Source organism: Bradyrhizobium sp. HKCCYLRH3099 (assembly GCF_051167855.1).
Taxonomy (GTDB): domain Bacteria; phylum Pseudomonadota; class Alphaproteobacteria; order Rhizobiales; family Xanthobacteraceae; genus Bradyrhizobium.
Genome location: NZ_JBNPTW010000007.1, coordinates 286,251 through 301,423 on the forward strand (window position 1 = coordinate 286,251; position 15,173 = coordinate 301,423).

Genomic DNA, 15,173 nt, shown 5'->3' on the forward strand with positions numbered 1-15,173 from the left:
CTGGCCGCGAGCGTCTCGGTTTGCTCTTCGTCCGCTTACGATTCGCCGGAGGCTTCGTTGGACTGGTCGACATGGCGAGCGCTGATGTCCGGCGAGCGGCCTGCGCCAGCTTGGCTTGCAGCCGACAACGGGTTCACGTCGGTGCTCGGAATGAGAGAGGCTCACGCGCGCATCGCAGCCGCTGTAAGGCTGGTCACGAATGGGCAACGCTACAACGTCATCGATCTCGGATGCGGGAACGGGGCCCTGCTGGCCACAATCTGTGAGGGAATGCCTGCTCTGCAGCCGTTTGGTATCGAACGAGATCCCCAAAAGCTCGTACATGCACAGGCATTGTTCGGTCCGGCCGTTGCGCGCTGGCTGACCTGCGACATGTTCTCTGACGTGCTGCCCGACTTGTTCTCTGACTCGTTGTCTGACTTGGCGCGGTTCGAGACAGTGGCCGACCGGAGCGTTGCCTTGATCATGCCCGGCCGGTTGCTCGAGGCGCGTGCAGAGAGGGCCGCTGTCCTTCGCCTTTGGCTTCGCCACCACGCGGACATCATCCTTTGCTACGCCTATCCGGATTGGATGGCGCGTTGTGGCGGTCTCCACGAACTCGGCAGACAGGCGGGATTTGCTGCGTTGCAGAGCGTCAGAGACGACCCGATGATCGCGGTCGGCCGCCTTGCCTGAGTGAAGTCGCTAGAACCCGGCCACCGAGCCGTGCAGGTCGTATTCGTCGGCGCGCTCGATCTTTGCGGTGACGATCTCTCCGACCCGCAGCGGCCGCCGGCTGGAGACGTAGACGGCGCCGTCGATCTCCGGCGCGTCCGCCTTGGAGCGCCCCTTGGCCACGGTCGGGCCGACCTCATCGATGATGACCTGCTGGCGCGTGCCGACCTTGCGCTTGAGGCGGCGCGCCGAGATTTTCTGCTGGCGCGCCATCAGCGCGTTCCAGCGTTCCTGCTTGATCTCGTCCGGCACCTGGCCGGGCAGGGCATTGGAGGTCGCGCCGGCCACCGGCTCATATTTGAAGCAGCCGAGCCGATCGATTTCCGCCTCATCCAGCCAGTCCAGCAGGTAGGCGAAATCCTCGTCGGTCTCGCCGGGGAAGCCGACGATGAAGGTCGAACGCAGCGCCAGATCCGGGCATACCGCCCGCCAGCCCTTGATGCGGTCGAGCGTCTTGTCCTGCGCCGCCGGCCGCCGCATCGCCTTCAGCACGTTCGGGCTGGCGTGCTGGAAAGGGATGTCGAGGTAAGGCAGCACCTTGCCCTCGGCCATGAGACCGATCACCTCGTCGACATGCGGGTAGGGGTAGACATAGTGCAACCGGACCCAGGCGCCGAGTTCGCCGAGCTCGCGGGCGAGATCGAGGAAGCGGGCGCGGACGCTGCGGTCCTTCCAGGGGCTTTCGGCGTATTTGATGTCCAGCCCGTAGGCGGACGTATCCTGGGAGATGACCAGCAGCTCCTTGACGCCTGCCGCAACCAGACGTTCGGCCTCGCGCAGCACATCGGCCGCCGGCCGCGACACCAGATCGCCACGCAGCTTCGGGATGATGCAAAAGCTGCACCTGTTATTGCAGCCTTCGGAAATCTTCAGATAGGCGTAGTGCCGGGGCGTCAGCTTGATGCCCTGGGGGGGAACGAGATCCAGATGCGGATTGTGCACCGGCGGCGAAGCGCGATGAACGGCGTCCAGGACACTTTCGTATTGCTGCGGACCGCTGATCGACAGCACGCCCGGATAGGCCTGCTCGATCTGTTCCGGTTCGGCGCCCATGCAGCCGGTGACGATCACCTTGCCGTTCTCGGCCATCGCCGAGCCGATCGCCGACAGCGATTCCTGCTTGGCGCTGTCGAGGAAGCCGCAGGTGTTGACGATGACGAGGTCGGCGCCGTCGTGCTTGCGGGCGAGCTCGTAGCCCTCGGCGCGCAGCCGCGTGATGATGCGCTCGGAATCAACCAGCGCCTTGGGGCACCCGAGCGAAACAAAGCTGATCTTGGGTGCGGAACCCTGCTGCATCTTGGAACTGCCTGATGGGATACGCGTCAGCTAGTCCGAATTACTCAGAAAGACAAGGCTTTGAGCCGGTCGCGTCCATGCTATGGATGGTGGCCGGACACCCTGGTGAACGATGAGCGCCGAGCAATCCCCGAAAATCGTGATCGTTGACGAGAGCCCGATCCGCGCCGCCATCCTGGAGGAGGGGCTGCGCGAGGCGGGTTTTACCGGCGTGGTGCATGTCAGCGAGATGCAGGGCCTGCTGGCGCGAATCTACGCCCTTGACCCCGACGTCATCGTCATCGACCTGGAAAACCCGAGCCGCGACGTGCTTGAGCAGATGTTCCAGGTGAGCAGGGCGGTCCGGCGGCCGATCGCGATGTTCGTCGACCAGAGCGATGCGGCCTCGATCCAGGCCTCGGTGGAGGCGGGCGTATCGGCCTATATCGTCGACGGCCTGAAGAAGGAGCGGATCAAGCCGATCCTCGACCTCTGCATCTCCCGCTTCAACGCCTTCTCGAAGCTGCAGGACGAGCTGGAGCGCACCAAATCGGCGCTCGAGGATCGCAAGGTGATCGACCGCGCCAAGGGCATCCTGATGAAGATGAAGGGCTTCACCGAAGAGGAAGCCTACGTTCTGTTGCGCTCCACGGCGATGCGCGAGAAGAAGAAGATCGGCGAGATCGCGCAGTCGATCCTCACCGCCTCGGAGATGCTGAAATGACCGGCTCGCTTCGCATTGGCTTCATTCCGCTGGTCGATGCCGCCGCGCTGATCGTCGCCGTGGACAAGGGCTTCACGGCCGCCGAGGGGCTCGACGTCACGCTGGTGCGCGAGGTCTCCTGGTCCAACGTCCGCGACAAGCTCAACATCGGCCTGTTCGATGCCGCGCATCTGCTGGCGCCGGTCGCGATCGCCTCCAGCCTCGGCATCGGCCATGTGAAGGTGCCGATCGTCGCGCCGTTCAATCTCGGCGTTAACGGCAACGCGATCACCGTGACGCCGGCGCTGCATGCCGAGCTGATGGCGCATCTCGACGGCGATCGGTTCGATCCGATGGCGACCGCGCTGGCGCTGGCGCGTGTGGTCGCTGCGCGCCGCAAGGCCTGCGCCGAGCCGCTGACCTTCGGCATGACCTTTCCGTTCTCGACCCACAACTACCAGCTCCGGTTCTGGATGGCCGCCGGCGGCGTCGATCCCGACGAGGACGTCCGGCTGGTGGTGCTGCCGCCGCCCTATATGGTCGAGAGCATCGCCAATGGTCACGTCGACGCCTTCTGCGTCGGTGCGCCCTGGAATTCGATCGCGGTCGATCTCGGCATCGGCCACATCCTGCACTTCGTCTCGGACGTGCTGGTGCGCGCGGCCGAGAAGGTGCTGGCGGTCAGGCAGAGCTGGGCGGACAAGAACCCGGATGCATTGGCGGCCCTGGTCCGGGCCTGCGCCCGCGCCGCTGATTTCATCGAACAGAACCACGAGGATGCGGCGCGGATCCTGGCCCAGCCCGAGCGGATCGGTGTCGATGCCGAGGTGATCAAGCGCACGCTCGACGGCCGGCTGAAGATTTCGCCGGACGGCACCTTCCGCGAAAGCCCGCGCTATCTGCTGGTCGGGCGCGAGGGAGCGGCCCGCCCGGAGAAGATCCAGGCCGCCTGGCTGTACGCCCAGATGGTCCGCTGGGGGCAGACGCCGCTCAGCAGCGACGCTTTGAGCACCGCCATGGGCGTGTTCCGGCCTGACATCTACGACGCCGCACTCGGCACGCAGGGGCAGGCGCAGGATGCGGCGATCGGCGCCTTCGCGGGGCCTCCCTTCGCGGCCGACGATGTCCCAGGCCATCTGAAGGCCTTCAAGATCGGCCGCTGGACGGCCTGATTCCCCGTCGGAACAGAAATCAGGCAGATGGCTTCACCGATCAAAATTTGGGCGAAGTGCTCGCATTTGAGGGCTTGAGGCGCCGATCGCGGGGTCGGCGATTCGAGCAGACCTCTGATTTCGCTGGTATTTCCCAGGCTTCGCGGCTGGCACGCAACTTGAATACTGCAGTGCAGTCAGCCGCCGCAGATGCCGCTGGCTGCAATCCGTGTCGGATTTCCGCAGCAACGAAGCTGGTCGGATCGCTCTCCTGAAAGATGCCAACGCTGGCGGTTCGGGCGACGCGATCCTCATCCCATCCCCGAACGCCAATCGCTTGGCCGCTGGAGCTTCGTCCGCCATCATGAAAATCGAGCCGTTGTCTGTCGACTTCAACGACGAGCAGAAGCGCTATCTCGAGGGCTTGGCCGCCGGCCTCAAGGTGACCCTCGCCGGCCGTGGTCCCGCGAGCACGACGACAGCCGCAACCGAGCCTGCAGGTCCCGACGCCATCCACATCAAGGCACAGGACAAGGTCCTCGCGTCGGGCCGCAAGCTCGCCGAGCAGGAGAAGGTCAAGCGCGAGCTGCATCCGTTCGATGCCTATGAACGCCTGAAGCAGCAGGCCCGCAGCAATGCCGCGCCGTCCGCGGCCGACAATTTCCGCTGGCGCTATTTCGGCCTGTTCCACGTCGCGCCGGCGCAGGATTCCTACATGTGCCGGCTGCGCATCCCGAACGGCATCATGAAGCATTGGCAGCTCGCGGGGCTTGCCGATCTCGCTGATCATCTGTGCGGCCCCTACAGCCACGTCACGACGCGCGCCAATCTGCAGCTGCGCGAGATCCCGCCCAAGCACGCGGTGATGCTGCTCGAAGGACTCTCTGATCTCGGCCTCACTGCGCGCGGCTCCGGCGCCGACAATATCCGCAACGTCACGGGCACGCCGACCGCAGGCATCGACCCGCAGGAGCTCCTGGACACGCGTCCCTATGCGCGCGAGTGGCACTTCCACATCCTCAATGATCGCTCGCTGTACGGCCTGCCGCGCAAGTTCAATGTTGCCTTTGACGGCGCCGGCCGCATCGCCGCGCTCGAAGACACCAACGACATCGCGTTCTCCGCGGTCGAGGTGAAGGACGGTTTCGGCGTCGCGCCAGGCGTATGGTTCAGGCTCGGCCTCGGCGGCATCACCGGGCATAAGGATTTCGCCAAGCCGACCGGCATCATCGTCGAGCCGGAACGCGCGACCGAAGTCGCCGACGCCATCGTGCGGCTGTTCATCGAGACCGGCGATCGTACCAATCGCCTGAAGGCGCGGCTCAAATACGTGCTCGACAGCATGGGCCACGACAAGTTCATGGAGGCCGTCGAGGCGAGACTCGGCCGCAAGCTCGCGCGCGTCCCGGACGAGGCGCTCGCGCCGCGTCCCGAGGCCGACCGCATGGCACACATCGGCGTTCACCCGCAGAAGCAGCTTGGGCTCAACTGGATCGGCGTCGTGCTGCCACTCGGCAAGCTGACGAGCGATCAGATGCGGGCGCTCGCCAAGATCTCGGCCGATCTCGGCGACGGCGAGATCAGGCTGACGGTGTGGCAGAACCTGCTGATTCCTGGCGTGCGCGACGAGAACGTGGCTCTGGCCTGTGCCGCGATCGCGCAGATCGGACTCGCGACGACAGCCTCGCATATTCGCGCCGGACTGATCGCCTGCACCGGCAACGCCGGCTGCAAATTCGCGGCGGCCAACACCAAGAAGCATGCGGCGGAGATCGGCGACTGGTGCGAGAGCAGGGTGGAGATGGACACTCCGCTGAACATCCATCTCACCGGCTGTCATCACTCCTGCGCCCAGCACTACATCAGCGACATCGGCATGATCGCGGCCAAGGTGCCGGTCGGCGATGGCGACGACACCGTCGAGGGCTATCATCTGTTCGCCGGCGGCGGCTTCGGCCCGCAGGCCGATATCGGCCGCGAGGTGTATCGCGATCTCAAGGCCGTGGACGCGCCTGCAACGATCGAGAAGCTGCTCAAGGCCTATCTCGTCCATCGCGCTTCTCCTGACGAGACATTCCTCTCGTTCGCCCGCCGCCATGATGGCGAAGCCTTGCGCCAGCTCGCTGAAGCGCAGAATTCGTCCGAGGTGTCAGCATGAACCAGATCACGCCCATGCCGAAGATCGAGATCATTCCCGCCAGCGCGCCGTTCTCCGAAGCGCAGCGCTCCTGGCTCAACGGCTTCCTCGCCGGCGCGCTCGGCCTGGACGGCTCGACGCCGCTCTCGCCGGCGCAGAACGGCGCCGTGCTCGCACCGGGCGATGGTGACGACGGCGAGGCGCCGTGGCACGACCAGACCATGCCGATCGCCGATCGCATGAAGCTGGCCGAGGGCCGCCCGTTGCGGCGGCGGATGATGGCGGCGATGGCGCAGCAGGATTGCGGCCAGTGCGGCTACAATTGCAGCGACTATTCGGATGCGATCGCGGATCGCAGCGAGGCGCGCCTCAATCTGTGCGTCCCCGGCGGCAAGGAGACCGCGCGGATGCTCAAGGCGCTTTATGAGGAGATCGACAAGGCGCCTGCTGCGGCCAAGCCGGCCGCCGCGGCAACGCCCGCCACCGTCTCCGTCGTTGTCAGCGAGCCGGGCCGCTCGCGCGACAATCCGGTCGAGGCGACGTTCCTGTCGCGGCGCCTGCTCAACAAGCCGGGCTCGGAGAAGGAGACGTGGCACATCGAGTTCGATCTCGCCGAGGCCGGGCTCGACTATGTCGTCGGCGATTCCTTCGGCATCTTCGCCAAAAACGATCTCGGCCTCGTCGACCAGATCATCGCGCTGCTCGGCGCCTCGCATATGACCGAGGTGAACGGCAAGCCGCTGCGGCAGTGCCTGCTCGAGGACGTCTCGCTGTCGCCAGCTCCGGATTCGCTGTTCGAGCTGATCTCCTTCATCACCGGCGGCGCGACGCGCGAGAAGGCGCGCCGGCTGGCGCAAGGCGAGGATCCCGATGGCGATGCGGCGACGCTCGACGTCATGGCGGTGCTGCAGAAGTTCTCCGGCGTCCGGCCGCATCCCGAAGCCTTCGTCGAAGCGCTGGAGCCGTTGCAGCCGCGGCTGTACTCGATCTCCTCGTCGCACAATGCCACGCCGGGAAAACTGTCGCTCACCGTCGATTGCGTCCGTTACGTCATCGGCAAGCGCAAGCGCCTCGGCCTTGCCTCGACGTTCCTGGCGGAGCGGATCAATCCCGGCGACAAGCTCCGCGTTTATGTGCAGAAGGCGCATGGCTTCGCACTGCCGGCCGATCCGAAGACGCCGATCATCATGGTCGGCCCGGGCACCGGCATCGCGCCGTTCCGCGCCTTCCTGCACGATCGCAGGGCGACGGGCGCGCCGGGCAAGAACTGGCTGTTCTTCGGCCACCAGCGCAGCGACTGTGACTTCTTCTACGCCGACGAACTCAATGCGATGAAGACCTCGGGGCTGCTGACGCGGCTGTCGCTGGCGTGGTCGCGCGACGGCGACAAGAAGTTCTACGTCCAAGACCGCATGCGCGAGGTCGGCCGCGAGGTGTGGACCTGGCTCGCCGGCGGCGCGCATCTCTACATCTGCGGCGACGCCAAGCGCATGGCCAAGGACGTCGAGCGTGCCCTGGTCGACATCGTCGCCCAGTTTGGCGCCCGCTCGACTGACGAGGCTGTCAGCTTCGTGGCGGACCTCAAGAAGAAGGGGCGGTTCCAGCTCGACGTTTATTAACGGGCCGGAACCCGCTGGAACCCTGCGGATAAAATTCTCGGCCGGAACTCTGGCCGAGAATGTTTTGGTTCCCTGCGGACCCAAAACAGGGGGCTTGTCGTTATTTGCCCGGTTGCCTTGCGCCCGATCCCGAGAACGCTTTTCTCTCGTGGTCGGAACTTCAGGAGACCGGCCATGCAGACGATCACGACGACCCTGCGCCAGACGCCCCAGGTCCGCGCGATGCGCGAGCGGGGCACGACCGCAGCTCTTGTGGCGCTCTACGGCGCTCTGGCGCTCATCGCGGCGATCACCTTCGGAACGCCCTTCACCCATCCCTTCTGATCAGACTCCTTCGTTCACGGCGCCGTCTTGAACGGCGCCACCTTGATGCCGGCCGCGTCGAGCGCCTTGCGAACCTCGCGGGCGATCTCGACGGCGCCAGCGGTGTCACCGTGAATGCAGACGGTGTCGGTGCGCATCTTCATCACCTTGCCGGTCACCGAGACGACGGCACCGTCCTGCACCATGCGCACGACACGATCGGCAATCTCTCTGGGATCGTGCAACACCGCGCCGGGCTTGCTGCGAGAGACGAGCAAGCCGTTATCGTCGTAGGCGCGGTCGGCGAACACCTCATGCGCCATCGACAGGTTCGCTTTCTCTCCCGCCGTCACCAGCTTCGAGTTGGCGAGCACGACGAAGATCAAGCTCGGATCGACCGCCTTGATCGCCTTGGCGACCGCGTTGGCCGTCATGTCATCCTCGCAGGCGACGTTGGACAGCGCGCCATGCGCCTTCACATGGGTGACCTTGTGGCCGGCCGCGGTGGCGATCGCCTGCAGCGCGCCGATCTGATAGGCGACCAGGTTCTCGATCTCCGATGATTTCAGGCCCGGCACCGGGCGCCGGCCAAAACCATGCAGATCGCGATAACCCGGATGCGCGCCGACGCTGACGCCCTTGGCCTTCGCCATCTCGACCGTCCTGCGCATGATGTCGGCATCGCCGGCGTGAAAGCCGCAGGCGACGTTGACCGACGTCGCCAGCTCGATCATCGCGGCGTCATTGCCCATCTCCCACGGGCCAAAGCTTTCTCCGAGGTCGCAGTTCAGATCGACAGTGCTGGTCATGTGATGGGTCCGCTCGTTGATGAGATGGCGATTCCATTTAGTCGGGTGCGGCTCCGGGCCAGGTGCCGACATCGGTCGCGCTGACGGCATGCCCGGCCACGTTCGCCGTGAGCAGGGCATCCACGTTGAACTCGCTGCTCACGAGCTCTGTGACGCGACCAGGCAGGCTGCGCAGCAGATCCTTGTAGCGGCGCAGTTCGGCCTGAGCCTCCACCATGCTGACGGCCTTGAAGCGGAACGGCGTGCCGGCCGGCGTCTGCGCAAGGCGCCCGTAGTCGGCGGTGATCACGGTCGCGATCTTCGGGTAACCGCCGCTGGTGCCGCGGTCCGACATCAGAGCGATCGGCGAGCCGTTGCCGGGAACCTGGATGCTGCCCTCGACGGTGCCGTCGGAGACGATGTTGTGGCCGTGCAGATGGCGGATCACGGGACCTTCGAGCCGATAGCCCATGCGATCACTGGTCGCGGACACTTTCCAATCGCTGTCGAGGAACAGCGCCTTCATCTCGTCGCTGAACTCGTCGTCCTGCGGACCCATCACCACGCGGATCGCGCCGCTCGTCTTCGGCAGATCGATCTGCATCTCCGGCGCCTGGCTCGCCGGCGCGACCTCGAACACATCGCCTGACTGCAGCGGACGCGGGTAGGGGCTTCCCAAGCCCGCACGTGCATTGACGGAGAGGCTGTTGAACATCGGCTCGCCGGCAATGCCGCCCGCGATCGCGAGATAGCTGAACGAACCGCCGCGAGCGAAGCCGAGCGTCAGCTTCTCACCCTCATTCAGCGTGACAGACGTGTTCATCTCGACCGGACGCTTGGCGACCTCGGCCGGACGCGGCGCGCCGGACAGCGCGACACGGACAGCACCGCTCCTGGCGACGAAGGTCGCACCGAACGGACCGATCTCGATCGCAGCCGCCATCAGGTCGTTGCCCACGAGGCTGTTCGCGGCGGCCAGCGACAGCTTGTCCATCGCGCCCGAGGGCGTCAGCCCGTAGCGCTGCGCGCCGAAGCGGCCGCCATCCTGCACCGAGCTTGCCGGACCGATCTGTGAGACGACGAGCGTGCTCATGCCGCGATCCGCTCCGCGATGAGCTCGCCGGCCTCGGCCGCGCGCTCCTGTTCGGCAAAGGTCTTCTCATCCACGGCAGTGAAGCTGACTTCGTCGCCCGGCTCGAGCAGGAAGGTCGGCTCACGATGCAACTGGAACGTCCGCATCGCGGTGCGGCCGAGCAGGTGCCAGCCACACGGACCGGCCAGGCACTGGATGCCGGTCTGGATGCCGCCGATGGCGACGATCCCAGCGGGTGTTGCGACCCGCGGGTTCTGCCGGCGAGACATCTGCAAGCGCGGATCGAGCCCCGACAGATAGGACCAGCCGGGCGTGAAGCCGATCATCGCCACGCGATAGGTGCCCGCGACGTGGCGGGCCACGACTTCGTCCGGCGTGACGTTCAGCGCCTTGGCGACATCCTCAAGGTCGATGCCTTTCTCGCCGCCATAGCAGACCGGCACCCGCCAGCGCCGGATCTCGGTCTCCGGCGCGAGTGAGCCGGCCGACAGCGCCAGCAGGCGTGCGCACAGCGTGTCGTGGTCGAGGATGCCCGGATCGTAGTGCACCAGCAGCGAGCGATAGGTCGGCACCGTCTCGGTGATACCTGCGATTCCGGCCACAGCCAGCGCATGATCGAGCGCGAGCACGCGGCGGTTGGCGGTCTCGTCGATGGTCCGGCTGAACTCGACGGTGACGGCGCTGTCGCCGCTGGGGAGCAGGCGAGGGGGTGGAAAAGGATCGGCCATGAGTCCGCAATGATCCGCGTTCGTGATCCCTGATCTAGCTCGTTTCATTTGCGAGTGGAATTGGGTCCATGACGAAAACTCTCGAAAATTCAATAAATTAATCGGATGCCATGTGATAAGGAGACTTTATCGGGCCGCTGCAGGGCCCGCATGCGCTGGACGCACCGAGCATGCCCTTGACGGCGCGACCGTCGCTCGCAAGATGCGCCAGCTTTTTCCGCCAGCCCTGTTGGAGCACCAGTCTCACGATGTCCCTCACCCCCGAAGCCATCGCCACCCTCTCTCAAGTCACCACCGCGACCATCACCACGGTCCTGCTGAAGAAGGGGTTGCGCAATGTCTGGCTGCGCGGCGCCAAGCCGCTGCGCCCGGGACAGAAGCGGCTGGTCGGTCCCGCCTTCACCCTGCGCTTCGTGCCGGCGCGCGAGGATCTGGCGACGCCGGAGTCGTGGTCTTCGCCGATCTCGACCCGCACCGCGATCGAGGCCATGCCCGAGGGCTGCATCGCCGTGGTCGATGCGATGGGCGTCAAGGACGCCGGCATCTTCGGCGACATCCTCTGCGCGCGCATGGTGAAGCGCGGGGTCACCGCGCTGATCACCGACGGCGTCGTGCGTGACCTCGAGGGCGTGATGGGCACCGGCCTTCCGGTGTGGTGCGACGGCTATGCCGCGCCGCCGTCGGTCGCCGGCCTGACCTTCGTCGGCTGGGGCGAGGCGATCGGCTGCGGCGGCGTCGCGGTATTTCCGAACGACGTCATCGTCGCCGACCAGGACGGCGCGGTGCTGATCCCGCAGGCGATGCTCGACCACGTGCTGGCCGAAGGCCCCGAGCAGGAGCGCATGGAAGCCTGGATCGTCGACGAGGTGAACAAGGGCGCGGTGCTGCCGGGCCTGTACCCGATGAACGCCGAGACCAAGGCGCGCTACGCCGCGTCGAAGAAGTAAGCTCGAACCGCCGCAGAAAGGCACATCATGGATTTCCACCCCGCAGGCTCGCGCGCGACGCGCAAGGCGCCGGCCGAGTACTTCACCGGCAACGTGCTGCAGGATCCGCTGATCATGGCGCCGGCGCCCGCGCGGCTCAACGCCTCCCGCGTCTCGTTCGCGCCGGGCGCGCGCACCGCCTGGCACACGCATCCGCTCGGCCAGACACTCTATGTCATTTCGGGTATCGGCCGCATCCAGGCGAAGGGCGGGCCGGTGCGCGAGATCCGGCCCGGGGACGTGATCTTCATCCCGCCGGGCGAGAAGCACTGGCACGGCGCCTCGCCGGACAATGAGATGACGCACATCGCCATGCAGGAGGCGCTCGACGGCGTCTACTCGAACTGGATGGAGCACGTCACCGACGCGGAATACGCGACGCCGGTCGGCTGATGCGGGACTAACAAGATGTCGAGCGCGCGGTCGAAGGGCCGCGCGCTTTCGTTTTGACGGCGCCGGTCTCAGTTCACCCGTGTCCAGGTCTGGCCGCCGCAGAACATGCCGCCGAAGGCGCAGCCCTGCACGCGCAGACTGTCCGGGCCTTTCAGGTTGATCGTGGAATCGTAGGTGCTGCCGCTGTTCGGATCGTAGATGCGGCCGCTCCACTTCTTGTCCTGCGCCTTGTCGCTCGGCCGCATGTTGATCAGGATCTGCTCGCCATTCTGATTGGTCTTGGCGTTGACGGCGTAGCCGCAGAGATTGGTCCCGCACGGCTCGATGCGGATCTTGCCTTCCTTCTCCTCGGTCAGCCAGATGCCGACCGGAGAATTCGGATCGCGCACGGCCGCCGGTGCAGCGGCAGCAGGCGGGACCGCGGCGGTGGTGACCGCCGCGGGGGCCTGCGCCGGCTTGGCCGGTGGCTGCAAGGCTGCGGGAGCGGTTGGCGCAGCAGGCGCTGTCACAGCCGCCGGCGGCGTGACCGTTGCCGGGGCTGAGGGCGCCTGTGCCGGAGGCACCGGACCAGGCGGCGCGGCGGCCTGGACTGGCGCAGGCGCGGCAGGCGCCGCCGCTGGGGCTGCGGCCGTCGGCGCCGGGGCAGGCGGAACAGGGGCAGGGGCCGCTGGTGCCGGAGCGGCCTGCGTAGGCGCAGCCGGCGTGACCGCCGCCTCGGCAGGTGCGGAAGCCGGCTTGTCCGAACCCGGCTGCGGCTTGGCCGTCGAATCCTGCTCGCGCTTGCCGCGCTTGGCCTTCTTCTGCTCGGTGTTGTCGTAGACGCCGGGGATCTGCACGGTGCCGCGGTCGGGATCGATGCGGATGGTCTTGCCGCCATATTCGATCACGTACTGCGCCTGGGCGGCACTGCTGGCCAGAACCACGGCAGCAACGGCCAACAGCCTCTTCATCAGGATCTCCGCGATGTCGGTTGCTGAGGTGAGCGAGCTCACGCGCAATTAAGTCGCCGATGCGGCAAGCTCGGTTCAATGCCAGCCCCGCTCAGAAATCCAGCGGCGCATTGTCGACGACCTCCTTCATCACGAAGAAGGTGCGCGTCTGGCGCACGCCCGGCAGCGAGATCAATTGATCGCCGTGCATGCGGTTGAAGTCGTTCATGTCGCGGACGCGGATCTTTAGGAAGTAGTCGAAATCGCCGGCGACGAGATGGCAGTCGAGCACGAATTTCAGCTTGCGGATCGCCGCCTCGAAGGTGCGGAAACTCTCCGGCGTCGAGCGGTCGAGCACCACGCCGACCAGCACCAGCGCGCTGCGCTCGACCTTTTCGGGCGCGATCTGCGCGCGCACGCTTCTGATGTAGCCGTCCTCGAACAGGCGCTGGGTGCGGCGATGGCATGTCGCCGGGCTGACATGGACGGCCCCGGCCAGCTCGGCGTTGCTCATTCGTCCGTCCTTCTGCAGCAGCTGCAGGATTCGGCGGTCGACGCGGTCGATATCTTGGTCGGAAGATTCTTTCATTAGATAGCCAGTAAGTGAGAGAATTGGCCGACATATCGGCTCTGAGCGAACGTAAGCACGAAAACCCAAGCCGATAAAGAGAGCACCTTTCTCGCGCTTTTTCGTATGTTCCCGGCCGACCCAATCCACACCATCCACGGAGAGATCCCGTGCTTCGGCTCGACAAGTTCAAGAAGTATCCGCTCACCTTCGGGACCACCCCGATCGAGCATCTGCCGCGCCTGACGGAAGCCCTCGGCGGCAAGGTGCAGATCTACGCCAAGCGCGACGACTGCAACTCGGGCCTCGCGATGGGCGGCAATAAGCTGCGCAAGCTCGAATACATCGTGCCCGACGCGATCGAGTCGAACGCCGACACGCTGGTGTCGATCGGCGGCGTGCAGTCGAACCACACCCGCATGGTGGCGGCGACCGCGGCCAAGATCGGCATGAAGTGCGTCGTGGTGCAGGAGAGCTGGGTGCCGCACGAGGACGCCGTCTATGACCGCGTCGGCAACATCCTGATGACCCGGCTGATGGGCGCCGACAGTCGCATTGTCGAGGACGGCTTCGACATCGGCATCCGCAAGAGCTGGGAGAACGCGATCCAGTCGGTGAAGGATGCGGGCGGCAAGCCCTACGGCATTCCGGCCGGCGCCTCCGTGCACAAGTTCGGCGGCCTCGGCTATGTCGGCTTCGCCGAAGAGGTGAGGGCGCAGGAAGCCGAGATGGGCATCAAGTTCGACTACATCATCGTCTGCGTCGTCACCGGCTCGACCCAGGCCGGCATGATCGTCGGCTTCGCCGCCGACGGCCGCGCAGACCGCGTGATCGGCATCGACGCCTCCGGTACGCCGGAGCAGACCCGCAACCAGGTGCGGAAGATCGTCGACAACACCGCGGAACTGGTCGAGCTCGGCCGCAAGGTGCGCGACGACGAGATCGTCATCATCAACGACTACGCCTATCCGGCCTATGGCGTGCCGAGCGCCGAGACCAACGAGGCCATCCGCTTTGCGGCCCGCACCGAGGCGATGATCACCGACCCGGTGTACGAGGGCAAGTCGATGCAGGGCATGATCGACCTCGTCAAGAAGGGCTACTTCCCGGAAGGCTCCAAGGTGCTCTACGCCCATCTCGGCGGCGCTCCCGCGATCAACGGCTACAGCTACACCTATCGCAACGGCTGAGGGCGGCCCCGGCTTGATCGCCGCCTCGCGGGCCAGCCGAGGTGCTACCACAAACACAACTGTCGTCCCGGCCTCCGAGCCGGGACCCATAACCAACGACTGTCGTGTTATCGTCCACTGCATCTGCGCGCCTGCCACACGCGACCGCCTGTGAGTCTGTGTCCCGGCTCGGAGGCCGGGACGACACCGAATGTGTGGCACGAGCGATCCACATACGACGCCGTCATTCCGGGGCGCGCGAAAGCGCGAGCCCGGAATCCATAACCACGAGCGGTCGTGTCGGCCACGCCGGCCGCTCCATCTCGCTCGAACAACATCGTCACAGAGTATGGATTCCGGGCTCGCGCTGCGCGCGCCCCGGAATGACGGCGAGTGTGCTGAACGAGCCATCCAAACATGATCCCGCGTTCTCGCGACGCATGACGTCCGAGTGATCCGTCAGTCGAACCCTCTTGAACGGAAGAGGGCGCAGGGAATGCCGGGCGCTGGCCGCAACCCATGGCCCGCCTGCACAAGAATAAGCAGGCGGCAGTCACCACAGGTTCAGCCGAACTCCGCTTGAGTTCAAACGGTCGTCGCAACACTGGATCGTTTTT

The 15,173-nt window shown here is 65.8% G+C and carries 15 protein-coding genes; 9 read left to right on the forward strand and 6 right to left on the reverse strand.

Features of this window, described 5'->3' with window-relative positions; translation table 11 throughout:
- Positions 1-57 precede the first annotated feature (57 nt).
- Complete coding sequence (locus ACQR1Y_RS17130) at positions 58-675, forward strand: hypothetical protein (RefSeq protein ID WP_434876008.1); 618 nt, start codon at positions 58-60, stop codon at positions 673-675.
- Between the two features lie 9 nt (positions 676-684).
- Here ACQR1Y_RS17130 and rimO read toward each other — a convergent pair whose 3' ends face one another.
- Positions 685-2,010 (reverse strand): 30S ribosomal protein S12 methylthiotransferase RimO, encoded by a 1,326-nt coding sequence (rimO, locus tag ACQR1Y_RS17135; protein WP_434876009.1) that lies wholly within the window; start codon positions 2,008-2,010, stop codon positions 685-687.
- Between the two features lie 112 nt (positions 2,011-2,122).
- On the opposite strand from rimO, the gene ACQR1Y_RS17140 reads away from it, so the two are divergent.
- From ACQR1Y_RS17140 to ACQR1Y_RS17160, 5 genes are all read left to right on the forward strand, one after another.
- Complete coding sequence (locus ACQR1Y_RS17140) at positions 2,123-2,713, forward strand: ANTAR domain-containing response regulator (protein WP_008965342.1); 591 nt, start codon at positions 2,123-2,125, stop codon at positions 2,711-2,713.
- Positions 2,710-3,864 carry a CmpA/NrtA family ABC transporter substrate-binding protein gene (locus ACQR1Y_RS17145; RefSeq protein ID WP_434876010.1) on the forward strand — a complete coding sequence of 385 codons (1,155 nt, stop codon included), beginning with the start codon at positions 2,710-2,712 and terminating at the stop codon, positions 3,862-3,864. The genes ACQR1Y_RS17140 and ACQR1Y_RS17145 overlap by 4 nt, the downstream gene beginning before the upstream one ends.
- 343 nt (positions 3,865-4,207) lie before the next feature.
- Positions 4,208-6,001 (forward strand): NirA family protein, encoded by a 1,794-nt coding sequence (locus ACQR1Y_RS17150; protein ID WP_434876011.1) that lies wholly within the window; start codon positions 4,208-4,210, stop codon positions 5,999-6,001.
- Positions 5,998-7,599: a sulfite reductase subunit alpha gene (locus ACQR1Y_RS17155; protein ID WP_434876012.1), complete on the forward strand. Its 1,602-nt coding sequence runs from the start codon at positions 5,998-6,000 to the stop codon at positions 7,597-7,599. Before ACQR1Y_RS17150 ends, ACQR1Y_RS17155 begins: the two co-directional genes overlap by 4 nt.
- 174 nt (positions 7,600-7,773) lie before the next feature.
- Positions 7,774-7,923, forward strand: coding sequence for a hypothetical protein (locus ACQR1Y_RS17160; RefSeq protein WP_434860757.1), 150 nt, complete (start codon positions 7,774-7,776; stop codon positions 7,921-7,923).
- A gap of 14 nt (positions 7,924-7,937) precedes the next feature.
- Here ACQR1Y_RS17160 and ACQR1Y_RS17165 read toward each other — a convergent pair whose 3' ends face one another.
- The 3 genes from ACQR1Y_RS17165 to pxpB are packed head-to-tail and all read right to left on the reverse strand — an operon-like array spanning position 7,938 to position 10,511.
- The gene (locus tag ACQR1Y_RS17165; RefSeq protein WP_434876013.1) at positions 7,938-8,711 is read right to left on the reverse strand and encodes a LamB/YcsF family protein; all 774 of its coding nucleotides are present in this window, start codon (positions 8,709-8,711) and stop codon (positions 7,938-7,940) included.
- Between the two features lie 37 nt (positions 8,712-8,748).
- Entirely contained in the window at positions 8,749-9,783 is a 1,035-nt protein-coding gene (locus ACQR1Y_RS17170) for a biotin-dependent carboxyltransferase family protein (RefSeq protein ID WP_434876014.1), read from the reverse strand.
- The gene (pxpB, locus tag ACQR1Y_RS17175; RefSeq protein WP_434876015.1) at positions 9,780-10,511 is read right to left on the reverse strand and encodes a 5-oxoprolinase subunit PxpB; all 732 of its coding nucleotides are present in this window, start codon (positions 10,509-10,511) and stop codon (positions 9,780-9,782) included. Before pxpB ends, ACQR1Y_RS17170 begins: the two co-directional genes overlap by 4 nt.
- A 248-nt stretch (positions 10,512-10,759) precedes the next feature.
- Between pxpB and ACQR1Y_RS17180 the strand changes: the two genes are divergently transcribed.
- Entirely contained in the window at positions 10,760-11,458 is a 699-nt protein-coding gene (locus ACQR1Y_RS17180) for a ribonuclease activity regulator RraA (protein WP_006613956.1), read from the forward strand.
- A gap of 27 nt (positions 11,459-11,485) precedes the next feature.
- Positions 11,486-11,890: a (R)-mandelonitrile lyase gene (locus tag ACQR1Y_RS17185; RefSeq protein ID WP_009025435.1), complete on the forward strand. Its 405-nt coding sequence runs from the start codon at positions 11,486-11,488 to the stop codon at positions 11,888-11,890.
- Between the two features lie 68 nt (positions 11,891-11,958).
- Here the strand turns inward: ACQR1Y_RS17185 and ACQR1Y_RS17190 are convergent, their stop codons facing one another.
- Positions 11,959-12,840 carry a DUF2147 domain-containing protein gene (locus ACQR1Y_RS17190; RefSeq protein WP_434876016.1) on the reverse strand — a complete coding sequence of 294 codons (882 nt, stop codon included), beginning with the start codon at positions 12,838-12,840 and terminating at the stop codon, positions 11,959-11,961.
- A gap of 91 nt (positions 12,841-12,931) precedes the next feature.
- On the reverse strand, positions 12,932-13,408 hold the full coding sequence (locus tag ACQR1Y_RS17195) for an Lrp/AsnC family transcriptional regulator (protein WP_434860752.1): 477 nt from the start codon (positions 13,406-13,408) through the stop codon (positions 12,932-12,934).
- Positions 13,409-13,557: 149 nt separating this feature from the next.
- Between ACQR1Y_RS17195 and ACQR1Y_RS17200 the strand changes: the two genes are divergently transcribed.
- Entirely contained in the window at positions 13,558-14,577 is a 1,020-nt protein-coding gene (locus ACQR1Y_RS17200; protein WP_434876017.1) for a 1-aminocyclopropane-1-carboxylate deaminase, read from the forward strand.
- The last annotated feature ends 596 nt before the right edge of the window (positions 14,578-15,173 follow it).